We start from the raw sequence: 22,348 nt of genomic DNA, 5'->3' as shown, positions 1-22,348 counted from the left end.
AGAGGACCTTTCGTCATGTGGGGGGAAATGCTGGCCGAAGCGGCGCGCGTCGCGCAGGGGCCGGACCCGGTGGCGGCCCGGCCGTTGGTGGACCGCCTGCTGTCCGCGAAGCCGGGGGATGCCGACGCGCTGACTTTGGCAGGGATCGTCGCCCAGCGTACCGGGCGCATGGAAGATGCGGTGCGCGCCTTCGGCGATGCCTGCGCCGCCGATCCGCGTGATGCCGGACGCCGGCAGAACCTGGGCGTCGCGCTCAAGAACGCAGGCGCTTACGAGGAGGCGCTGCAGGCTTTCGCCGCCGCGCTGGAACTGCGCCCCGGACATGCCGCAACGCTGGCGAATCTCGGCTCCTGCCTGATCGCGGCGGAGCGATACGACGAGGCGCTGGAGATGCTGACGCAGGCCGGAGACAGCGCCGATGCGCTCAACAATACGGGGGTCGCGCTGGCGCGGCTCGGACGGCACGGCGAGGCGGTGAGCCGTTACCGGCGCTCGCTGGAACTGCGGCCCGGGCACCTCGACACGGCGCTGAACCTTGTCGATGCGCTCGCCGCCTGCGGTCAGGGGGGCGAGGCGGAAAGCCTCGTCGGACAAGTCCTGCGCGTGCAGCCCCGCAACCCGCGCGCGGCAAACCAGCTTGGCCTCATGCGCGAGCGGGCCGGCGATTACACAGGTGCGGTGAATGTGCTGCGCCGCGCCTTCGATCCGGCGCAGCCCAACCATGCGCTCGGCATCAATCTGGTCCGCGCGATGATCCGCGCCGGGCAGGAGCGCGATGCGCTGGGCGTCTGCGGTAAACTCGTCGCCACGCAGCCGAGCGTCACCACGCCGGTGGCGCTGGCCCTCGCCGCCTTCGAGAAGCTCGGCTGGACCGGCGATCGCGAACGGATCATGGCGCTCGACCGCTTCGTCACCGTGCATGACATCGACGCCGCGCCGGGCTTCGAAGACCTCGCGACGTTCAACGCCGCGCTGGTGGAGGAACTGCGTGCTCACCCCTCGCTGACGTTCGAGCCGGAGGGCCTCGTGACCCGCCAGGGACGCCAGAGCGCCGACCTCGTCGATGCGCGGAGCCCGGCGATCGGCGCCCTTGCACGGATCGCCCGCGATCATCTCGCCAGTGCCCATGCACGCCTTGCCGAGGAGCCCGCCGACCACTCCCTGCTCCACGCGTTGCCCGAGGAGTGGAGCCTGACCCTTTGGGGCACGATCCTGCGCCCCGGCGGCGAAGTCGGCCCGCATATCCATGCACCCAACTGGCTCTCGGGCGTCTACTACCCCGAGTTCGCGGGTGAGGACGGTGCCTTCGCGATCGGCCTGCTGCCGGAGGAACTGGGCGGCGGCGGCACGCCCGTCACCTACCAGCCCCGAGCGGGCCGGATGATCCTGTTCCCCTCGTATCTCTGGCATGCCACCCTGCCCTTCGGCGGCGACAAGGAACGCATCAGCTTCGCCTTCGACCTCGTCCCCAAGGGCGTCGGCCGCGCGCACAGGCTGCTCTGAAGCCCCATCTTCGTCATTGCGAGCGGAGCGAAGCGATCCAGCGCCTCGCAAACCGCCCTGGATTGCTTCGCTCCGCTCGCAACGACGGCATGGGGGGGCGTCATCATCACGAAGCGAGAGCAGGCTAACCTTCCCCTGCGGCGCACGAAACCGCAGGGGAAGGCCGGCTCGGCGCAGGCCCGCACCTGCCCGTGAGGAGAGCGCCGCCACCATCGTCAGAACTTCACCGAGCCTTCAACGCCGAAGCTCCTCGGCGGGGCGTAGTTGGTGAAGTTGAACAGCCCCGCGACCGAGTTGGCCGAGACGCGGTAGACCTTGTCCAGCAGGTTGCGACCGAACACCGCGACGCGGAAGCGCTCGTCGGGGTCGGTCCAGCCGATGCTCGCCCCCACCAGCGTGCGCGCCTGACCTTGCGAATAGTCGGCGTTGAGCGTCGTGGATTCGTACTGTGCCTGATAGTTGACGTCGGCGTTGAGCGAGACGACGCCCCAGTCGGTCGGCGGGAACTCGTAATGCACGTTCCCGCTGGCCGTCCACTTGGGCGCATTGCGCAGCTTGAGGAAGGAAGCATCGTCGTTGATGCCGTCACCGTTCACGTCAGTGCTGAACTCGTCGTACTCCGCCTTCTGCCAGCCGACCGAAGCGCCCATCGTCAGGCCCACCACCGGTGCGGCGGAGATTTCGAGTTCGATGCCCTTTACGTGGGCCTTGCCAGCATTGGTCGTCCGCGTCTCCTGCCCCGGCAGGCCTGTGATAGGATCGACGAAGGGGACCACCGCGTCGCGCTGCAGATCGTTGTACTTCACATAGAACGCCGCGATGTTGACGCGCAGCTTGCGATCGGCCGTCTCGGTCTTGAAGCCCAGTTCGAAGCTGTCGGCAGTCTCCTCACGGAACGGCAGCGCCGACGTAGCGGACATCGCCTGCTCGTTGTAGCCGCCCGACTTGTAGCCCTGGCTGTAGGTGAAGTAGTTGTTGATCCCCGGCGCGATCTCCCAGCGATAGCCTGCGCGCATCGTCGGCTTGGAGAACTTCGCGCTGTCGCTGTACTCGGGCCAGAACCCCGTCGCGATGGTCGAGCGGCGAACCTGCGGACGCACCGCAAAGTCCTTGCTCTCCTTGGTGTAGCGTGCACCGACGAAGACCGAGAACGGGTCGGCGACCTTGTACTCCGCCTCACCGAACACGGCGTAGCTGTCGACCTTGTAGTTCGCGGTGGACTGGTTCGGGTCGGTCAGCGCGGTGGGGTCGCCCAGGAAGCGCAGGAAGCCGAGGAAGCTGGTAGCATTGGCGTCCAGCTTCTGCCCCCAGTACATGCCGCCCACGGTGAACTTCAGGACGTCCGAGAAGTCGGAGCTGAACCGTGCCTCGAGGCTGTACTGCTTGCGCACGTCCTCACGCGTGGAGACGAACAAGTAGGCGTTCTCGCCCGTATAGTCGGAAGGCAGCTTGGACTGCACCCGCCGCCAGCCGCCGACGACGGTGATCGTGCCGACGTCATCGACCGAATGCTCGCCGCGCAAGTAGACGCCGTCCACATCGACGCGGTGACCATCGAGCGTGCCTACGCAAGTCGGCGCGGTGGCCGAACCTTCGCACAGTGTGGTGCCGGTCTTGTAGGGGCTTTGCCCGGTCGTCTGGATGCCGGGGAAGCCGACCACGTCGATCAGGAAACCCGGAGGCGTCTCGTTGACCGAGGGCGGGCTGTCGCCGCGATCGCGCAGCAGTTCGTAGGTGAGCAGGATGTTGGTGTCGTCGGTCGGCTCCCACAGGAGCTTGGCGCGGGCGCTGAAGTAGCGCGATCCGCCCCAGCGCTGGCCGCGTCCGGGTACGCCCTCGAAGCCGTCGACGTCGTTGTTCTTGGTCAGGCGGTAGTAGCCGTCGCTTTCCTGGAACGAGCCGGCCGCGCGGAAATAGAGGTTCTCGGCCAGCGGGATATTGATCGCGGCCTTGACGTCCTTGGTGTTGAAGCTGGAATAGCCGAGCCGCACTTCGCCGCTGAAGCCGGGTTCGGGCTTCTTGGTAATGACGTTGACGACGCCGCCCACGGTGTTCTTGCCAAACAGCGTGCCCTGCGGGCCGCGTAGGACTTCGATGCGCTCCACGTCGAACAGGTCGAACAACTGGGTCTGGACGTGGGCGAGGACGAAGTCGTCCACCACCACGCCGACGGCGGGCTCGAAGGTCAGGATGATGTCGCCGGTGGACTGGCCGCGAATACCGATCGAGGCGGCGTTGAAGCCCGGGACGTTGGTGATGACCACGTTGGGCACGTCGCCCGCAAGCGCGCGGATGTCGGTGGCGAACTTGTTCTGGATCGCCGTCTCGGTGAACGCGGACACCGCCACCGGCGTATCCTGCAGCGATTCCGAGATGCGCCGCGCGGTGACGACGATGTCCTCCAGTCCGCCCTGCTGCGGCGGCGGATCGGCCTGCGGCGGCGCGGAAGCCGGTGTGCTTTGTGCCATCGCAGTGGTGCTGACGCTCGCCAGAAGCCCCGTGGCGAAAGTCGTGAAGACGCAATTCAGGTGTCGTTTGCCGATCATGTTCTTCCCCTCCGAACCGACTGCCTTCGTCTGGTCATGGGCAGTTCGAATCACGTGCCGACTTTTTCGCCGGACAGGCATAAATGAGTACAGATGATCATTTTTGTTAAGACATAAAAAACATTCATGTATGATTTGTTTTACCGCAGTGCAGCGGTGATGGAGCGAAGGGGATTGTCTTGGAGAGCGGCGAAGTTCACGTTTCTCGCGGTAATGAAAAGATAACCACCACGCCGGGGGGCATTGCTGCGATGCAAGACGCGATCGCGAAAAAACCGCCGGTGATTCGCCGCCGCTACACCAGCCCGGCGATGACCGAGCGGCGTGCGCGCATCGTCGACACCGCGCACCGCATCCTCGGCGAAGGCGGAGTCGCGGCGCTGACCATCCGGCGATTGTCCGAAGACGCCGGGGTGGCCCAGCGCACGCTCTACCGCCTGTTCGGCGACAAGGACGGCGTCATCAGCGCCACCGTCGTCGATCGCATGGTCGAGGTGCGCGAACACATCGCCCGGCGCGGTGCGACTTACACGCTGGAGGTGGTGTTCCGCGAACTCGACTGGATGGTCAGCGAGCTTGAGCGCGACAGTCTCTACGCCCGGGTGGTGATCGACTTCGTCTTCGCGCCCGAACCGCGCGAACTGGAAGTGCGGGAACTGACCTCGGTGGCGCACACTCGCTTCTCGGGGTGGCTGGACCTGCAGCGCGCCAAAGGCCACGTGCGCGATGATCTCGACCTACCGACGCTGGTGGACACCCACGTCATGCACGAATTCGTGGTCTACCGCCGCTGGGCGCTGGGCCAGTGCGCGGGCGACCAGTGCCGCGCCGAACTGCACGCCTGCTTCCTGCAGAGCGCGGCGCTGCTGCTGACCGGCGACATTCGCGAGACCTACATGCGCAAGCTGGCAGCGATCCAGAAGAAGATCACCCGCCTCAAGCGCGCCTCGACCAAGGAATAATCACAAGCGGGAGAAGATGATGACTCTTGAAGACCTGATCGCACGCGAGGAAATCCGCCAGCTTCGCGTGGATTACTCGACCGCCTTCGACTCGATGGACGAGGCTGCGGTGCGCCGCAATTTCGCCGACGACATCCTATGCGAGTTTCCGGAGCCCTACGAAGGCGTCGACGCGGTGCTCGGCCTCTATCGCCAGCACTGGAAGCACCTGCGCGCGCCGCTGGAGACGCTGCATTACGTCGCCAATCACTCCATCGAGCTGACGGGATATGACACCGCTCACGGGCATTGCCTGCTGTTGGACCTCGTCACCCGCCAGCATGCGGGCTCGGCCATAGCCACACCGGGCGGAGAGGCGAACCCGCTGCTGCTGATCGGCCGCTACGACGACCATTACGTCCGGCAGGATGGCCGCTGGAAGTTCGCACGGATCGCGCTCACCATCCTGTGGCCGACGCGGTCGGATGAAACCGGAGCGCTTCCGTTCAAGGTCGATTGAGCGGGGCTGCGCCGGGGCAGACCCCGGCGCCGCGTCTCACTTCCCGCCCTGCTTGAGCCAGGCGATGCCCCGGCGCAGCAATTCGTAGAACACCGGGAGATCCCAGGCGCAGCGGTCCACCGTAGGCCACCAGTCGAGCATCGGCTGGAGGTCGTAGTGTCCCCGGCAATGCCCCAACGTGTTGTAGAGCACCGCGCCCTTGCCGTGGTCCTTGAGGTACATTACCGGCTGCTTGCCCAGCGCATCGGCCGCTTCGACGAAGCCGGTGCCCTCGACCGTGCAGTCGGTCTCCAGCAGGACGTGCAGGTGGCCGTGCGTCTCCATGTGGTAGAGTTCGTCGGTCGTCTCGAACGGCTCGATGCCCGCCACCAGCGGATGGCCGGGATCGGCCACGGTCACCGTGTAGGGCGCGATCGGCGGGTGCGAGATGAACTGCGAACCCAGCATGTCCATGAACAGCGGCGCCCAGCGCGGGGCGTCCCACAGGCCCTTGTCCGGCCCTTCGGACAGCAGGCGCAGCACCGAGTTGGTGCCGTGCAGCGCATGCCAGCGCCCGCCCGCCTTCAGCCAGTCGCGCAGCACCTCCTGCGCCGCCAGCGAGGGCGTGACGTCGCAGGTATAGGTGATGAGGATGTCCGCCTGCCGCAGTGCGTCGAGGTTCTCATAATCCTCGAACACGCGGGTGCGCACGCTGGGGTCTTCGGCGAGGAGCTTGAGAAGCTCCAGCCGCGCGAAGTCCATGTCGTGCCACACGCCGCCGCAGATGAGGACGCAGTTTATGCGCGGAGGATGCGCGCCTTCAGCCTCACTCATGCCTTCGGAGCCCCGCCGAGGTCGCCCCCAAGGTCGCCGACGATGTACTTCATCATCGTGTCCTGGAACTGGCGGATGCGGATTTCCTGATAGTTGCCGAGGTTCACCTTGCCGTTCTTGGAGGCATGGAGGCCGTCCTGCACGTAAGGCAGGTTGTCCATGTCCTGCTCGAACACGTCGCCCAGAATGCCGAGTTCCGGCGCCTCGGTCCATTTCTGGTCGAGCCGCAGCATCTTCAGCGGCGCGCCGCGCGGGATCGGCTGGCCCTTGGGAATACGCGCGAGGATGCGCACTTCCATGATGCAGGTGTCGGGCGTCTTGCCGGGCAGCCAGTTGTAGACGATGTTCGGCATGTACCCGCCCCAGGGCGCGAAGTTCGGGAACACGTTGTAGACCAGCCCGTCCAGCAGTTCGGCGTCGGTCGCGCTCTCGTGGTCGTAGCCGGTGCTCTCGGTATAGGCCGCGCGCATGGCGGCGCCCAGCGCCGCGCGGGCGGTCATGCCCTCGGGCACTTGGATCGCCATCGGGTTGGCGTGGGCCTCACCTTCGTAGTTGTCGCCAGAGCGGCCATTGTACTTGATGAACTCGTCGACGATCCACTGCTCGCCCTGCCCTTCCGCGATGTGCGGGCTCATCACGCCGAAGGGCACGAGGTTGACGTTCACGTTGTCGCCCCAGGTCCAGTAGGCGGCATTGGAATCGCCGGTGAAGGGCAGCAGCTGCGGGTGAGTGACGATGGTGTGCCAGGCTTCCATGAAAGCCTCCATCACCACCTTCCAGTTGGCCGGGACTTCCTTGGCCACGCGCATGACGCTGGCGCATTCCTCATGCCGCCAGCGCTTGAAGTGCTCGGGCAGCGGGGCGAGAAATTCCTCGAGGCTCGGGCCGCCCGATTCCTCACGGATGAAGACGTAGCCAGACCAGCGGCCGACTTCGGCGGCGGGCAGGTCGAGGTCCTTTTCGGCCAGATGCGGGAAGTCCCACTGGCAGGGCATCGAATCGAAGCTGCCGTCCTTCTTCCATGCGAAACCGTGGAACGGGCAGACGAACTTGTCGGCGGCGCCTTCCTCGGTGCGCAGCTTGCGGCCACGGTGGAGGCAGACATTGTGCATCGCCCGGATCGAGCCGTCGTCCTGACGGCTGACGAGGTACGAACGGCCCGCGTTCTCATAGACGATGAAGTCGCCCGGATCGGGCAGGTCTTCCTCGCGCGCGACGAACTGCCACACGTAGGGCCACATCCGCTCGCGTTCGAGCTTGGCGAATGCCTCGCTGGTGTAACGCTCGGCGGGAATCGCCTCCGAACCGCGGTACGTATAGCTCTCGTCAGTCAGAATCGCGGGCGGGGTGCGCGAATCCTGCGCCATCAGTTCCGCCCAGCTTATGCCTTCGCTGCGGTCTTCACCCAGCTTTCCGGCGATTTCCGGATCTCGATCGGCCATGGTCGTTCAATCTCCCAAGAACGCATTTCCCTGTTTGTCGCCATTTCTGCACCCCGCTGCACCACAAGTCACCTTGCTCAAAATCATAGGTTGTGGAGCGGCGCGGATGGGCCATGTTGGCCGGGATAGTAATCGGGAGAATGCCGTGAAGCGGCTTGAAGGCAAGGTGGCGCTGGTCACCGGAGGAACCTCCGGCATCGGCGCCGGCACTGTCGAGCGTCTGTGCGCCGACGGGGCTAAAGTCATTTTCACCGGCTCCAACCAGGCGGCGGCGGATGCGCTGTGCGCCGCGACCGGGGCCGAGTTCGTGAAGCACAACGTCACCGACGCGGCGGCGTGGGACGGCCTGATCGCGCAGATCCTCGGAACGCACGGGCGGCTCGACATCGCCTTCGCCAACGCCGGGACCGAAAGCGGGGACGGCAGCATCGAGAGCATCTCGATCGAGGGCTGGAACAACGTCATGGGGGTCAACCTCACCGGCGTCATGCTCACCGTGCAGCACGCGATGCGGGCCATGGCGAAGAATCCGGAAGGGCCGGTCGGCTCGATCATCGTCAATTCCTCGATGAACGCGCACCGGGCGATGGGCAACTTCGTGGCTTATTCGGTGTCGAAGGCCGCCGTGATCGCGCTGGTCAAGGCGTCGGCGGTGCATTCGGGCAACCAGAAGTACGGCATTCGCGTCAACGCCGTGCTGCCGGGCGTCGTCGAGACCGCCCTGATCGTCAACCTGATCGAGAAATCGGGCGACCCCGTCGCCACCCGCGCCGCCTACGAGGGCCTGTCTCCGATGGGCCGCATGGCCGCTGTGGAGGAAGTCGCCGGCATGGTCGCATGGCTTGCGAGCGATGAGGCAAGGTTCTGTTCGGGAAGCGAATTCACCATGGACGGCGCGTCCACTGCAGGGATGAACGGCGTATGAGCGAGGAACTGGGTTCGCAGCGGCTGAAGGGCCGCGTAGCGCTGGTTTCCGGCGGGCTTCGCGGCATCGGCCTCGCCTGCGTCGAGCGCTTCCTGGCCGAAGGCGCCGAAGTGGTCCTGACCGACCTCGAGGCGCCGGACACCGAGTATGCCAGCGCCACGCTCGCCCGTCTGGGGCAGGCCGCCAGCTATGTCAGCGCCAATGTCGCCAGCGAGAGCGATTGGGCCAAAGTGCTCGCCGCCGTGACCGAAAGGCACGGAAAACTGCACATCCTGGTCAACAATGCGGGCATCGACCTGACCGGCCCGGTGGCCGAGACCTCGCTTGAAGGCTGGCGCCGGATCATGAGCATCAACGTCGACGGCGTGTTCCTCGGCGTGCGGACTTTCGTGCCGCTGATGGCCGCGAGCGGGGCGGAGTTCCGGGGCGGCGCCTCGATCATCAACGTCAGTTCGATCATGGGCCTGGTCGGCATGAGCGAGGTTTCGGGCTACAACGCCAGCAAGGGCGCGGTGCGGCTGTTCACCAAGTCGATCGCGCTGGAATTTGCCGAAAAGAAGATGCCGATCCGCGCGAATTCGCTGCATCCCGGCTTCGTTCTGACCCCGCTCCTCAAGGAAGGCTTCCAGCGCTGGGTCGACAAGGGCGTCGCCAGCAAGGCGCAGGATCTGGTCGATCTGATGTCCAGCAAGACCCCGATCGGACGGCTGGCGGACCCGGCGGAACTGGCCAGCGCGGTCTATTTCCTCGCGTCTTCGGACAGTTCGTACATGACCGGCGGCGAGCTTGTCGTCGATGGCGGCTGGACCGCGCAATAGCGGCACAAAGCGGCACTCAACGGCACCTAGCGATACCATAACCCCACCACAGCGGCACACAGAGGCCCTTGGGAGAGACAAGACCATGACCATCGCCCTTCCCGACGTGATCGCCGTCGTCACCGGCGCCGCCGGCGGCATCGGCCGCGAGATCGTCAAGGCCATGAAGGCCGCCGGCGCCACCGTGATCGCCACCGACCTCAAGGACAGCGCAGACATCGAAGGCGCCGACCACTACCTCAGGCACGACGTCACCAGCGAGGCCGACTGGCGCGCGGTGGAGGCGCTGGTGCGCGAAAAATACGGCCGCCTCGATGCACTGGTGAACAACGCGGGCTTCTCGATCGTGACGAAGTTCGAGGACACACCGCTCTCCGAGTTCCACAAGGTCAACGCCATCAACGTCGACTCGGCTATCATCGGCACGCAGGTCATGCTGGGCCTGCTGCAGGAAGGCGGCAAGGCGCGGCCCTCGGGCGCCTCGATCATCAACTTCTCGAGCGTCGGCGGCCTGCGCGGCGCGGCGTTCAATGCCGCCTATTGCGTCAGCAAAGCGGCGATCAAGATGCTTTCGAAGTGCCTGGGCGCAGAGTTCGCCGCGCTCAAGTACAACATCCGCGTCAACTCGGTGCACCCCGGCGGGATCGACACGCCGATGCTGAACTCGATCATGGACCGCTACATCGAGCTTGGCGCTGCGCCTTCGCGCGAAGCCTCGATCGCGGCGATGAACGTCGCACACCCGATCGGCCGCCTCGGCAAGCCGGAGGAAATGGCGGGCGGCGTGGTGTTCCTCGCCTCCACCGCCTCCAGCTTCATGACCTGCGACGAGCTGGTGATGGACGGCGGGTTCAGCCAGGTCTGAAAAGGAGGAACGGAGCATGGCCCAGAAACTGCCCGGCGTCATCGGCGTCCACCATATCGGCGTATCGGTGCCCGATCTGGGCAAGGCACGCGAATTCTACTTGGACATCCTCGGCGCGGTCGAGGAGGTCGAGCCGCTGAGCTGGTCCGACAACCCCTTCATCGATCAGGTCGTCGGGCTGGAGGGCAGCGCCGCCCGGCAATTCTTCTGTCGCCTCGGCAACGTGCAGATCGAAGTCTTCGAATATCTCGCCCCCAAACAGGCGCCGCAGGACCCGCGCCGGGGTGTCAACGAATACGGCTATACCCATATGGCGCTGCAAGTGGAGGACGTCCTTGCCGTCCACGAACGGATCGTCGCGGCTGGCCTGCCGGTGCACACGCCGCCCGCGATGGAGGGCATCACCGTCGATGCGAACGGCATGAAACACGGCTATGCCGGAACCTATTGCCGCGACTTCTTCGGCAATGTCTTCGAGATTCTGGAGATCCACGAGACGCCGGAAATCCTGCCAATCCACGCCTGACCTTCCGCGTTCACATTTGAACGCAAAGGAAAAAATTTTACTCGGCAGTGCAAATTCGCCGGATGAACCGAAACTTAATCGGTCCGGCCGTGTTCCCGGAATGAGAGACAGCGCGGTATCGGTCGCGATGCCGCCCCCGCCCGGGAGCCTGAAACGTGGATATGAACACCCTCAACCGCAGCCGTGCCCAGCAGGTGGCGCGCATCGTCGAGATTCGTGCCGTCGAAAGCGGCGCAGTGGACGCTGATGTCGTGCCGGCCGCCCTGCTTCGCGATGCGGTGCGCGAAGCCGGGTTGTTCCAGCGTTCGGTGCTTGGTCACCTCGACCACAAGGAATGGCGCGACCGCGTTCGCGCCGACGGCCAGCGGCTTATGGACCTGCTCGCCGAGATCGGTTTCCGTCCCAGCGAGCGCGCAGCCCGCAAATCCGCCTGACGCCGCTCCTGATGGCAAGCGCGGCGCTCACATTCTAGCGGTCTCCGTCTACAGAAAAATACGCCGGAGTTCGGGCATAATAGTCCGATCCCAGTCGGCAATCGACAAGCCCGGCATCGACTGCGAGCACCTGCCCTGTAACGTTCAGCCCGTCGTCGCCGGCCAGATAGGCGAAGGCCCCCGCGATTTCGTCGGCTTCGACGACGCGGCGCAGCGGGTTGCGCGCCTCGGCGGCCTTGCGCATCGCGGAGGCATCGCCATAGGCAAGCTCGGTCATGCGGGTCGGCACGTTTCCGGGCGCGACGGCATTGACCCGGATACCGTCGGCCGCCAGTTCCGCCGCGACCGAGCGGGTCAGTCCGATCACTGCATGCTTGGCCGCAGTATAGGCATGCGGCCCCAAGGGTGCGAGACCGGCGGCGCTGGAGGTCGAGAGGATCACGCCCGCCCCCTGCGGCCGCATGACGCGCGCAGCGTGCTTCATGCCGTAGAACACACTGTCGAGCAGTACCGCCAGCGTATTGCGCCACGCCGCCGCTTCGATCGCCTCGACGCGGCCCACTGCGCCGAGTTGCCCGGCGTTGTTGACCATGCAGTCCAGCCGACCATGCAACACCATAGCCTGATCCACGAGGGCGGCGACGTCCTCCTCGCGGGTGACGTCGCAGGGAACGAAAGCGGCGGAAAGCTCCTCGGCCAGCGACTGGCCCGCGTCCTGCCTGATATCACCAAGCACCAGCACGGCGCCCTCCCGCGCGAACCGGCGCGCGGTCGCTTCGCCAAGCCCGCTTGCCGCTCCGGTTATTACCGTGACCTTACCTTCAAGCCGCATCTTCGCTCTCCATTATTGGATTCATTGATGAATGTTTCATATGAACAATTCGCCGATGCTCAAACGTCTCATGCTGGCCGCCGCGTGGCTGGGCACGCAAGCGTTCCATTCGATTATCTCTAATAATCCTTAATCTTATGGTGCCGCCCTGCAGCGCCGCGATCGCCTGCGCCCTTGTGCGCGAGCCATAAATTTTGCAGTCTTGACTGCTTGTTTTTATAACCCGACAAGAACAACGAAGACAGCGAGAGAGGGTCATGAGCAGGTTCTACGGCGAGGTCATGCAGGCAGGCTATCTGGTCGAGGCTCTGGAACCCGCAATCGCGTATTGGACCAAAAGTCTCGGCATAGGTCCGTTCTTCGTCATGCCGCGGCCCGAATTCATCTGGCTGCGCAATGGCGGCGAGGATGTGGACGATACAGCGATTATTTCCCAGGTCGCCCTCGCCCACAGCGGAGCGATGCAGATCGAGCTGATCGTGCCCGGCCCCGCGCCATCGACTTATCGCGATTTCCTCGCCGCAGGCGGGCGCGGCCTGCATCACATCGGTATGGCCAGCGACGATTTCGACGCCCAGCGGCAGGCGGCGCTTGGCGCGGGTCTGACCGTGGCGACCGAAGGCGCCTCGCAGCGCACCCGCTTCGCCTACATGCAACCTGCCGCAGAAGCGCCCGGACCGATCGTCGAACTGATCGACATGGTCCCGGTGATGCGCGAGATTCATGCCCACGTGAAAACCGCCTCGCTGGGCTGGGACGGGAGCGACCCTGTCCGGCACCTCTGACATTCGGGAGACAGCGAAGTGACCCCATGTCCGCTCGGCCGCACCGGCCTCACCGCCGCCCCGCTGATGCTGGGCGGCAACGTCTTCGGCTGGACCGCCGACCGCGAGGAAAGCTGCGCCATCCTCGACGCTTTCGTCGATGCGGGCGGCGCACTGATCGACACCGCCGACGTCTATTCCGCCTGGGTCCAGGGCAATGCGGGCGGCGAATCCGAAACGCTGATCGGCGAGTGGCTGCGCCGTAGCGGCAAGCGCGAGCAGGTCCTGATCGCCACCAAGGTCGGGCTGCTCCCCGGCGCTGGCGGCAAGGGCCTTTCGGCCTCGCGCATTGCCGGGGCCGTCGAGGAATCGCTGCAGCGGCTCGGCACCGACCGCATAGACGTCTACTTCGCTCATCGCGACGATCCCGAAACACCGCTGGAAGAAACCCTTGATGCCTTCGACCGGCTGGTGAAAGCCGGGAAGGTGCGGGTGCTGGGCGCTTCCAATTACGCGCCGGACCGCCTCGATGCGGCGCTGGCGGTCAGCGACGCCAATGGCTGGGCGCGTTTCGCGGTGATCGAGCCGCGCTACAATCTGCTGGAGCGCGATACCTACGAAGGGGCGCTGCAGGAGATCGCCCTGCGCGAAGGGCTTGGCGTGGTTCCGTTCTACGCGCTCGCCAATGGACTGTTGACCGGCAAGTACCGCAGCCTCGACGACATCGCCGGCCATCCCCGCGAGGTCTACCTCCGACCGATCTTCTTGCGCCCGGAGGTGCCCCGCCTGATCGCCGCGATGGAGCAGGTGTCGCGGGAGACGGCCGCCTCGATGGTGGCCGTCGCCATTGCGTGGATGCTGGCGCAGCCGGGCGTCACCGCTCCGATCGCCAGCGTATCGCGCCCCGAACAGCTCGGCGACCTCGTCGCAGGCACGCGCCTGACGCTCGATGCCACGCATCTGGCCGTGCTGGACAAGGCACTCGCCTAAACACACGCGAACGCTCCTGAAACAAGAGGCCGGCGCGCGATTGGAGGATCGCGTACCGGCCAGGAGAGGATGGGTGTCCTGCAAACCGGGAGGACGAACCGGAAAATTCGTTGCAATCAGTAGTGGTAAGTGACCTGCACCTGCACCGTGCGCGGGATGTTGGCATAGCCGCGCTGGTCGCCCAGCACGCCGCCATCGGTCCCGGTGCCGCGACCGGTGCCCGGCGCATCCAGCGCACCCGAGATGACGAACTGGTTGGTCAGGTTCTTGCCGATGACCGCCAGATCCCAGCCCGCTTTCGAACTGAGCGTCAGCGACGCGTCGAGGTTCACGTACTTGGGCTGCGTCGCGATCGGGTTGTTGAACGGCGATGCATTGTAGCTGCTGGAATAGCGCGCATCGGCCGAGAGCGTCAGCGACATGTCGGGGCTGAGGTCTGCCTCGTAGCTGGTGCCCAGCGCCGCCGTCCAGCGCGGCGCGTTGGCCGTCGGCTTGCCGCTCAGGTCCTGCACGAAGAGGCCGCCGTAAGGGCTGCTCGCGGTGGGATTGCAGCCCTGCAGGCGGGTCTGGCCGGTGACGCACGGTGCGATGAAGTCCACGTAGCGCGCCTTGTTGTAGTTCAGCGCGCCGCGCATCGTCAGGCCCGGAAGCGCATGCGGCGCCCACTCGGTCGAGATCTCGACGCCCTTGGTGCGCGCCGAACCCGCGTTCGTGGTGATGTAGCGGAACGTCTGCGCCTCGAAGAAATCGACCTGCAGGTTGGTATATTCATACGTGTAGAGCGCCACATCGAAGCGCAGCTGGTTGTTGAACAGCGTGGTCTTCACGCCGCCCTCGAAGCCCTTGGCCTTCTCCGGCTCGAAGTCGAGATCGGCGGGGATCGACGCGTTGGTATAGGAACTCTGGTTTGAGAAGCCGCCCGACTTGTAGCCGGTCTTGAAGCCGCCATAGATGTTGACGCCCGGCACAGGCTTGTACGACGCGGTGATTTCCGGGCTCCAGTTGGTGAAGGTCTGGTTCTTGTAGATCGGGTCGTTCAGGCGGTTGATCTGGCCGGGGCGATTGACCGGGTGGACGAAGAAACTGTCCTTGGTCTCATGCGTGTAACGGATACCCGACGAGAGTTCGACCTCGGGCACGACCTTCCAGGTGACTTGCGCGAAGGGAGAGATCGTCTCACCCTTGGTGTAGGAATCCTTGCCGAAGGCGACGTATTCCCATTCCGGCCGCTGGGTGCTGACGCGCGTGTTGCCCGAATAGACGTACTGGTCGGACTGCAGTTTGGTCTTCTGATACAGCACGCCGAGCATCATGTTGACCGGGCCGTCGTAGTTGGTCTGCGCGCGCAGTTCCTCCGAGAACGCCCACCACTTCTCACGCGAGCCTACGTAGATCTGCACGGCGCGCTGCTGGTAGTCGCTGTCGGTCAGCCAGCGGTTGTTCTGGTTCTGGTAGTTGGTGGCCGACGTCAGCGTGACATCGCCCAGGTTCCATTCCAGATTGTTGGTCGCCTGCCAGGAGCGGTACTTCGTGTAGAGTTCGCCATCTGCGCGCGCGAAGGGGAAGTTCGCGGCAATCTCGGTCGGCATCTGGTTGTGGTAGTATTTCCAGTCCCGCTTGCAGGGCACGCCGGGTTGCAGCGTGCTGAACCCGGTGGCGCAGGAGAACACGATGTTGTTCCAGGCGCCGTCGTTGGTGGTCGTCTCGTTGGCGGACACCTTGAAAGTGTTGGTGATGGTGTCGGTCGGCTCCCACTTGAGCGTGAGGCGGCCGACAAGTTCCTTCTCCTTGGGGCCGCGGCGGTCGCCCGGAGGCGCAACCAGGTTCTGTACCGGGCCGCCGGCCTGGTCGGTGACGGTGAAGGGCTGCGCCGTGGCGTAATTGCGCGAATAGCCGCCGAACATCTTCGATGCCCGCAGCGCCACGCGCAGCCCGAGCGTGTCGGTGAGCGGCGTGGAGATCATCTGCTCAATGTAGGGCCGCTTCGCCCGGAACTCGTAGCCCACGCGGGTCGAGCCCTCGAAGCTGGAGCCGGGATCTGCGGTGGTGATCGAAATCACGCCCGCCGTCGCGTTCTTGCCGAAGAACAGCGCCTGCGGGCCTTTCAGCACCTCGATCCGCGACAGGTCGAAGAAGCCTTCGTTGAGGATGCGGCCGCTGGCGTAATAGATGCCGTCGACGATGATCGCGGTGGAGGATTCGATGCCCAGCGCGCTCGCCGGGGTGCCGATGCCGCGTAGCGAGATCTGCGCGCCGGAACCCGTCGTCGCGCGGCCGACCGTGAGGTTCGGCGTCGTCGCGGCGATGCGCTCGATGTTGGAGATGTCCTGCCGGGCGATCTGCGCGGGCGAATAGGCGGTCACCGCGACGGGAATGTCCTGCAGCGATTCCGAACGCTTGCGCGCGGTGACGACGATTTCCTCGAGGCCGCCCGCAGCCGCCTGAGGGGCGGCGTCCTGAGCCATCGCGGGGCTGGCGAGGCCGATCGCGGAAGCCGACGCCATGAGCCCGGCTAGCAGGCAGGCGCGATGAAAGTTCGGTAGGTCCTTCATTCTCTTCTCCCCGTTCATCTCTTCGCTGCGAAGGATGACTTATTTAGAAAATCGAAGGCATGACCACAGCCCCCGGACATGCCGGAGTGCGCGGTGGAGCCAGTCTTCATCCCGTTCCCTGGAGCACCCGGCGATTCGTCGCCATGGTGATCCAACCTCTTTTCTGCCCGGCTTTATGCGCAGGATGATCCGCCGTGACAATAAAAAAGTCGATCATGATTGCTTTTTTATGACGCGCGCAAGCCCGCAACCCCGCCAAACCTGCGGGTTTCAGCGATAGGCCGCATTCAAAGTGCGGCTAGATAGCAACAATTGAGCTAGACTTATTACCCGTCGCTCGCCATGCTTCGGGTCATCGGCCGCGAGCGTGACCGCCTTCGTGCGGAGGCGCTGCGGCCCAACGACAATCATGGATGGAGAGGCGCCCGATGCCGGTCATGGCTGAGAGGATTTCCGTTGTGTCGCCCGTCGCGGGAGTGAAGCGGCGATGAGTGAGGCTCTCGATTACGACGTCATCGTCATCGGCACCGGGGCGGCGGGGCTCAGCGCCGCGGCGCTTGCAGCACAGGGCGGCGCCAGCGTCCTGATGGTCGAGGCAGCCGACCGCACCGGCGGGTCGAGCGCCTTGTCCGGCGGCGTGTTCTACGCGGCGGGCACATCGCTCCAGCGCGAGGCCGGGCTGGAGGACGACACGGCCGAGGCGATGTTCCACTATTACATGACGCTCAACCAGTACAAGCTGGAGCCCGCCCTCGTGCGCACGCTTTGCGAACGCTCGGCCGAGGCGTTCGAGTGGCTGCGCGGGCTGGGCATCGGGTTCACGGTGGACAACCTCTATGCATCGGGAGTCGACAAGGTCCGGCGCGGCCACCGTGCCACCGACGGCGGCGCGGGCATCGTCGAGGGCCTCGAAGGCTTCCTGTCCGGCAGGAACATCGACACCGTCCTCGATACCCGCGTCGAGACCCTGCTGGTCGAGAACGGCCGGGTCTGCGGCATCGTCGCCGACGGCGCGCCGGTGCGCAGCGCCGCAACGGTGATCGCCACCGGCGGCTTCGGCGCCAATCCCGAGATGCTGGCGCAACTCTATCCCGATGCCTCGCGTTACGGCGACCTCCACTGGTATATCGGCGCCCCTACCTGCCGGGGCGATGGCCTCGGCCTTGCCGCGCAAGTGGAGGGGCAGTTGAGCAAGGCCAATCGCGGCCTGCTCCTGATCACTCCGGGCTTCGTCAAGGACCTCGAAAGCTACCTCCCCGGCTGGCTGATGATGGTGAACCGCGACGGGCGCCGGTTCATCGACGAAACGATAGAATATTCGGTCCTCGCCGCCGTCCTCGACGAACAGCCGGGACGGGACTGCTTCGCGGTGTTCGACGAGGCATCGCGCCTCGCCTCGAAGACCACCAAATACCGGCCTGCCCCCAACTGGACGGCGGACCGGCTGCTGGACCATGTGGAGGCCGGAACGCTGATCAGCGCACCGACGCTGGAGGACCTTGCCGGGAAACTCGGCGTGCCAGCCGCCCGTCTTGCGACGACGGCAGAGCGCTACAATTCGCTGGTAGAGATAGGGAACGACGAGGACTACTTCAAGCCCTCGGCGATGCTGCGGCCGGTCGCGCAAGGGCCGTTCTACGCCGCGCATATCCGCCCGGCCGTGATCTGCTGGACGGGCACCGGCATCCGTATCGACACCGAAGCCCGCGTGCTCGGCGCCGACGATCGCCCGGTGCAGGGCCTCTACGCCGCCGGGGAGACGACCGGCGGCATGTTCGGCCAATGCTACGCGGCGGGCGGCGCCTCGATCGGCAACGCGGTCGTCTTCGGCCGCATCGCCGGAGCCAACGCCGCGAAAGAGAAGGTGAACGCATGACCATGGGAGACAGGACCGTCGACGTCCTCATCGCCGGGACCGGCGCGGCGGGCCTCACCGCCGCCGTCACCGCGCGGCGCGCCGGGCTGGACGTGCTGGTGGTGGAGAAGGAAGCCGTCTTCGGCGGCACCACCGCGACCTCCGGCGGCGTGCTGTGGGTGCCCGGCAACCACCACTCCCCGGCCATGCAGCGCGCCACCGGCCAGAGCGACGACATCGAAAGCGCCCGCGCCTATCTGGTCGAGGAAACCGGCAACTACATCGAGCCCGACCGGGTCGAGGCCTACCTCGACACCGCGCCGCGCATGGTGCGCTTTCTGGAAGAAAACAGCCACGTCCGGTTCTACGGCATGGACTATCCCGACTATCACTCGGAGAGCGCGCATAGCTCCATCGTCCGCTCGATCGGCACCGTGGACTACGAGGCGCGCGAACTCGGGCCGCACCTGAAGAACCTCAAGCAGCAGTTGCCGCAGACGCTTTTCCTGGGCTTCGCCGTGGGCTCGGGCGTGGAAATGATCCAGTTCATGAAGGCTGGCCGATCAGTCAAGGCGCTGGGCTTCGTCGCGAAGAAGCTGGCCCGGCACTTCGCCGACGTGCTGCGCTATGGCGAGGGGCAGCAAGTGGTGCGCGGGCGGGCGCTGGTGGCGCGGCTGGCGCGCACGCTGTTCGACCTCGACGTGCCGATCTGGCTCTCCTCCCCCGTTGCCGGGCTGACCCGCGCGGACGGGCGCGTCACCGGGGCCGAGATCGACACGCCGCAAGGCCGCGTGCGGATCACCGCGCGCCGGGGCGTCGTGCTCGCCTGCGGGGGCTATCCCAACGACCCGGAGCGCCGCGCCGCCACCTTCCCGGCACCTGCGAACAGCCGCGAGCAGCGCAACCCGACCAACCCCGGCAACACCGGCGACGGCATCCGCCTGGCCGAGAGCGTCGGCGGCGTCTTCAACGGCAATGTCGCCCATGCAGCACCGTGGATGCCGGTCTCGGTGCTGCCGGGCTCGACGGACTTCACCGGCGTCTGGCCGCACCTGATCGACCGTCAGAAGCCCGGCTTCATCGCCGTGCGCCCGGATGGCCGCCGCTTCGGGGACGAGTCCAGCGCCTACCACGACCTCGTCCCCCAAATGACCCGGGCGAGCGAGGGCGACGCCAGCGCATGGTGCTGGCTGATCGGCGACGCGGCGGCGGTGAAGAAATGGGGCATCGGCATGGTCCGCCCCTTCCCCATTCCCCACGGCGAGCATGTGCGCAGCGGCTACCTCAAGCGCGCCGCGACGCTGCAGGAACTCGCCGCCCAGTGCGGCATAGACGCCGCCGCGCTGGAACGCACGGTCGCGACCTTCAACGCCAATGCCGAGGCCGGAGTGGACCCCGAGTTCGGACGCGGCGGGCGGGTCTACGACGTCTATCAGGGCGACCCGGAGCACCGGCCCAACACCTGCCTCGGCCCGCTGACCAAGGGGCCGTACTACGCCATCCGCATGGAGGCCGGGATCATCGGCACCTTCGCGGGGCTCAAGACCGACCGCCACGCCCGCGTCCTCGACGGCGAGGGCGCGCCGGTGCAGGGCCTCTACGCAGTGGGCAACGACCAGGCCAACGTCTTCGCCGGAGCCTACCCGGGCGCGGGGGCGACGATCGGCCCTGCCATGACCTTCGCTTACATCGCGGGCAGGCACCTTGCGGGCCAGGCGGCGTAAATGGAGGAGTTCGACTTCATCGTCAGCGGCGCGGGCTCGGCGGGCTGCGTCGTCGCGGCGCGGCTCAGCGAGAACGGGCGTTACTCGGTGCTGCTGCTGGAGGCGGGGCCGGAGGACAAGGCGTTCTGGATCAGGCCGCCGATGGGCTACCCGATGCTGTTCGCCGATCCCAGGGTCAACTGGATGTTCGAGAGCGAGCCCGAGGCCGAACTCGGCGGCCGCCGCATGTACCAGCCTCGCGGCAAAGTGCTGGGCGGGACCAGCTCGATCAACGGCATGCTCTACATTCGCGGCAACGCGCGCGACTACGACGACTGGCGCCAGCGCGGCTGCGAGGGATGGAGCTTCGCCGACGTCCTGCCCTATTTCCGCAAGGCCGAGGACCAGCAGCGCGGACCCAATGCCTATCACGGCGTCGGCGGGCCGCTGACGGTGTCCGACCAGCCCGGCCGCTCCGAGATCGCCGTCGCCATCGTCGAGGCGGCGCAGGAGGCGGGCATTCCCTACAACCCGGACTTCAACGGCGCGGAGCAGGAAGGCACCGGCTTCTTCCAGACGACCACCCGCAACAACCGGCGCTGGAATACCTCGCAGGCGTACCTCACCCCGGCGCGGGGGCGGGCCAACCTGAAGATCGAGACCGGCGCCCATGCTACCCGCGTCATCGTCGAAGGAGGGCGCGCCACCGGGATCGAGTACCGCACCAAAGCGGGCCTGGTCACCGCGAAGGCGCGGCGCGAGGTGGTGGTCTGCGGCGGCGCCTTCGGGTCGCCGCAGCTTCTGCAGCTTTCCGGCATCGGCCCCGCCGCGCACTTGCGCGAAAGCGGCATCGCACCGGTGCTCGACCTTCCGGGCGTCGGCGCCAACCTGATGGACCACTTCTACATCTCGCTGATGTTCCGCTGCACCCGGCCGATCACCATCAACGAACTGGCCAACAGCCCGCTGCGCAAGCTGAAGGCGGGGATCGACTACATCCTGTTCAACAAGGGGCCGCTCGCCAGCAACGGCATCTATGCGGGCATCTTCACCCGCACCGACGCGCGGCAGGACCGGCCCAACCTGCAGGTCAACACCAACATCTGGACCGTGCAGAGCCGCACGGCGGCGGGCATGAAGGCCCACCCCTTCCCCGGCTTCACGATGAGCCCGGTCCACCTCAACCCGCGCGCAAGCGGCACGGTGCGGCTGCGCGGGCCGGACCCGCTGGCCGACCCGGTGATCCGCCAGAACTTCCTGACCGACCGCATCGACGTGGACGCGATGATTGCGGCGGTGAAGGTGGTGCGCGGCGTGGCCGCCCAGCCCGCGCTCGCGCCCTACAATGCGGGCGAGATATCGCCCGGCGCGGATGCCCGCAGCGACGCGGAGATCGAGGCTTACGTGCGCGCCGCCGCCATCGCCAACCTGCACCCGGTCGGTTCGTGCCGGATGGGTGTCAGCGCCGACGCGGTGGTCGATCCGCGCCTGCGCGTCCACGGCATCGCCGGGCTTCGCGTCGCCGACGCCTCGATCATGCCGAGCCTGCCGTCCGGCAACACCAACGCCCCCTCGATCATGATCGGCGAGAAGTGCGCCAACATGATCCTGGAAGACGCCCGATAAAAGAGGAGAGAGACATGCCGACACTGGAACAGCGCCTCGCCCGGCTGGAAGCGGAATCGCAGATCCGCCAGCTCGTCGCCCGCTACTGCTTCACCATCGACGACCGCGACATCGACGGCATCCGCGCCCTCTTCGCGCCCGATGCAGTGCTGAAATCGGCGGACGGGGTGATGAACGCCACCGGCGTCGATGCGATCATGACGCAGTACGACGGACGCTTCGACGTGCTCGGGCCGGGGCATCACTTCATGCACGACGTCCAGATCGACTTCCTCGGCGACGGCTCGCTAGAAGCGACCGGCCGCGTGATCGGCCATGCGGAACTGTGGCGCGGCGGCAGGATGATGGTCACCGCCATCCGCTACGACGACACGTATCGCAACACCGACGCGGGCTGGAAGTTCGCCGAGCGGACGATCGGCTTCCTCTACTACGTGCCGATCGAGGAGTATCCCGGCATCCTCTCCACGCCCTTGCGCAACCACGCCTATCCCGAGCCCATGCCGGCGGATTTCCCGGAGCGCCTGCCGACGTGGATCGCCTACGAGAAATCACGCGGGAGGGGTTGAATCCTCCCCGGCACGGGGAGGATGCGCGTGTCGTACGTCATCCCAGCGAAGGCTGGGACCGCTGGCCGCGCAAAGCCCAACCCTCGGAAGAGCGCCCGGACGATAGTTGGTCGTAACAGGCCAG

19 protein-coding genes are annotated in these 22,348 nt (G+C 66.1%); 14 read left to right on the top strand and 5 right to left on the bottom strand.

Annotated features, from left to right (window positions below):
- Positions 1–15: 15 nt before the first annotated feature.
- Complete coding sequence (locus tag LH128_RS16440; protein WP_008830789.1) at positions 16–1,503, top strand: tetratricopeptide repeat protein; 1,488 nt, start codon at positions 16–18, stop codon at positions 1,501–1,503.
- Between the two features lie 215 nt (positions 1,504–1,718).
- Here the strand turns inward: LH128_RS16440 and LH128_RS16435 are convergent, their stop codons facing one another.
- A complete protein-coding gene (locus LH128_RS16435; protein WP_008830788.1) occupies positions 1,719–4,049 on the bottom strand; it encodes a TonB-dependent receptor in 2,331 nt (776 codons plus the stop codon).
- Positions 4,050–4,300: 251 nt separating this feature from the next.
- Between LH128_RS16435 and LH128_RS16430 the strand changes: the two genes are divergently transcribed.
- Together LH128_RS16430 and LH128_RS31445 are read left to right on the top strand one after the other, a co-directional pair.
- Complete coding sequence (locus LH128_RS16430) at positions 4,301–5,011, top strand: TetR/AcrR family transcriptional regulator (protein WP_008830787.1); 711 nt, start codon at positions 4,301–4,303, stop codon at positions 5,009–5,011.
- 16 nt (positions 5,012–5,027) lie between these two features.
- Positions 5,028–5,510, top strand: coding sequence for a nuclear transport factor 2 family protein (locus LH128_RS31445; RefSeq protein ID WP_008830786.1), 483 nt, complete (start codon positions 5,028–5,030; stop codon positions 5,508–5,510).
- Positions 5,511–5,546: 36 nt separating this feature from the next.
- On the opposite strand, the gene LH128_RS16420 is transcribed toward LH128_RS31445, so the two are convergent.
- On the bottom strand, positions 5,547–6,323 hold the full coding sequence (locus tag LH128_RS16420) for a ThuA domain-containing protein (RefSeq protein WP_008830785.1): 777 nt from the start codon (positions 6,321–6,323) through the stop codon (positions 5,547–5,549).
- Positions 6,320–7,765, bottom strand: a complete 1,446-nt coding sequence (locus tag LH128_RS16415) for an aromatic ring-hydroxylating oxygenase subunit alpha (protein WP_008830784.1) — start codon at positions 7,763–7,765, stop codon at positions 6,320–6,322. The genes LH128_RS16420 and LH128_RS16415 overlap by 4 nt, the downstream gene beginning before the upstream one ends.
- A 145-nt stretch (positions 7,766–7,910) precedes the next feature.
- Here LH128_RS16415 and LH128_RS16410 point away from each other — a divergent pair, with 145 nt between their 5' ends.
- The 5 genes from LH128_RS16410 (at position 7,911) to LH128_RS16390 (ending at position 11,333) form a co-directional block, all read left to right on the top strand.
- Positions 7,911–8,690, top strand: coding sequence for an SDR family NAD(P)-dependent oxidoreductase (locus LH128_RS16410; RefSeq protein WP_008830783.1), 780 nt, complete (start codon positions 7,911–7,913; stop codon positions 8,688–8,690).
- Positions 8,687–9,508: an SDR family NAD(P)-dependent oxidoreductase gene (locus LH128_RS16405; protein ID WP_008830782.1), complete on the top strand. Its 822-nt coding sequence runs from the start codon at positions 8,687–8,689 to the stop codon at positions 9,506–9,508. The genes LH128_RS16410 and LH128_RS16405 overlap by 4 nt, the downstream gene beginning before the upstream one ends.
- An 85-nt stretch (positions 9,509–9,593) precedes the next feature.
- Positions 9,594–10,373: an SDR family oxidoreductase gene (locus LH128_RS16400; RefSeq protein ID WP_008830781.1), complete on the top strand. Its 780-nt coding sequence runs from the start codon at positions 9,594–9,596 to the stop codon at positions 10,371–10,373.
- A gap of 16 nt (positions 10,374–10,389) precedes the next feature.
- Positions 10,390–10,899 carry a VOC family protein gene (locus LH128_RS16395; protein WP_008830780.1) on the top strand — a complete coding sequence of 170 codons (510 nt, stop codon included), beginning with the start codon at positions 10,390–10,392 and terminating at the stop codon, positions 10,897–10,899.
- A 155-nt stretch (positions 10,900–11,054) separates the two neighbouring features.
- On the top strand, positions 11,055–11,333 hold the full coding sequence (locus tag LH128_RS16390) for a hypothetical protein (RefSeq protein WP_172705090.1): 279 nt from the start codon (positions 11,055–11,057) through the stop codon (positions 11,331–11,333).
- 34 nt (positions 11,334–11,367) lie between these two features.
- Here LH128_RS16390 and LH128_RS16385 read toward each other — a convergent pair whose 3' ends face one another.
- Positions 11,368–12,165: an SDR family oxidoreductase gene (locus tag LH128_RS16385; protein WP_008830778.1), complete on the bottom strand. Its 798-nt coding sequence runs from the start codon at positions 12,163–12,165 to the stop codon at positions 11,368–11,370.
- Positions 12,166–12,422: 257 nt separating this feature from the next.
- Here LH128_RS16385 and LH128_RS16380 point away from each other — a divergent pair, with 257 nt between their 5' ends.
- Together LH128_RS16380 and LH128_RS16375 are read left to right on the top strand one after the other, a co-directional pair.
- Positions 12,423–12,950 (top strand): VOC family protein, encoded by a 528-nt coding sequence (locus LH128_RS16380; RefSeq protein ID WP_008830777.1) that lies wholly within the window; start codon positions 12,423–12,425, stop codon positions 12,948–12,950.
- An 18-nt stretch (positions 12,951–12,968) separates the two neighbouring features.
- Positions 12,969–13,919: an aldo/keto reductase gene (locus tag LH128_RS16375; protein ID WP_008830776.1), complete on the top strand. Its 951-nt coding sequence runs from the start codon at positions 12,969–12,971 to the stop codon at positions 13,917–13,919.
- A gap of 116 nt (positions 13,920–14,035) precedes the next feature.
- On the opposite strand, the gene LH128_RS16370 is transcribed toward LH128_RS16375, so the two are convergent.
- Positions 14,036–16,471: a TonB-dependent receptor gene (locus LH128_RS16370; RefSeq protein ID WP_008830775.1), complete on the bottom strand. Its 2,436-nt coding sequence runs from the start codon at positions 16,469–16,471 to the stop codon at positions 14,036–14,038.
- 487 nt (positions 16,472–16,958) lie between these two features.
- Here LH128_RS16370 and LH128_RS16365 point away from each other — a divergent pair, with 487 nt between their 5' ends.
- From LH128_RS16365 to LH128_RS16350, 4 genes are read left to right on the top strand one after another with little or no spacing between them, the layout of a single operon-like run.
- On the top strand, positions 16,959–18,347 hold the full coding sequence (locus LH128_RS16365) for an FAD-dependent oxidoreductase (RefSeq protein WP_008830774.1): 1,389 nt from the start codon (positions 16,959–16,961) through the stop codon (positions 18,345–18,347).
- Between the two features lie 2 nt (positions 18,348–18,349).
- Complete coding sequence (locus LH128_RS32810) at positions 18,350–20,050, top strand: FAD-dependent oxidoreductase (RefSeq protein ID WP_202950120.1); 1,701 nt, start codon at positions 18,350–18,352, stop codon at positions 20,048–20,050.
- On the top strand, positions 20,051–21,655 hold the full coding sequence (locus tag LH128_RS32805) for a GMC family oxidoreductase (RefSeq protein WP_008830772.1): 1,605 nt from the start codon (positions 20,051–20,053) through the stop codon (positions 21,653–21,655).
- A gap of 14 nt (positions 21,656–21,669) precedes the next feature.
- A complete protein-coding gene (locus tag LH128_RS16350) occupies positions 21,670–22,224 on the top strand; it encodes a nuclear transport factor 2 family protein (RefSeq protein WP_008830771.1) in 555 nt (184 codons plus the stop codon).
- Positions 22,225–22,348 lie beyond the last annotated feature (124 nt).

The sequence above is a fragment of the Sphingomonas sp. LH128 genome, assembly GCF_000293195.2.
Classification (GTDB): domain Bacteria; phylum Pseudomonadota; class Alphaproteobacteria; order Sphingomonadales; family Sphingomonadaceae; genus Novosphingobium; species Novosphingobium resinovorum_A.
The sequence above is the reverse complement of the archived record's forward strand: the minus strand, read 5'-3'. Positions and strand labels throughout refer to the sequence as shown.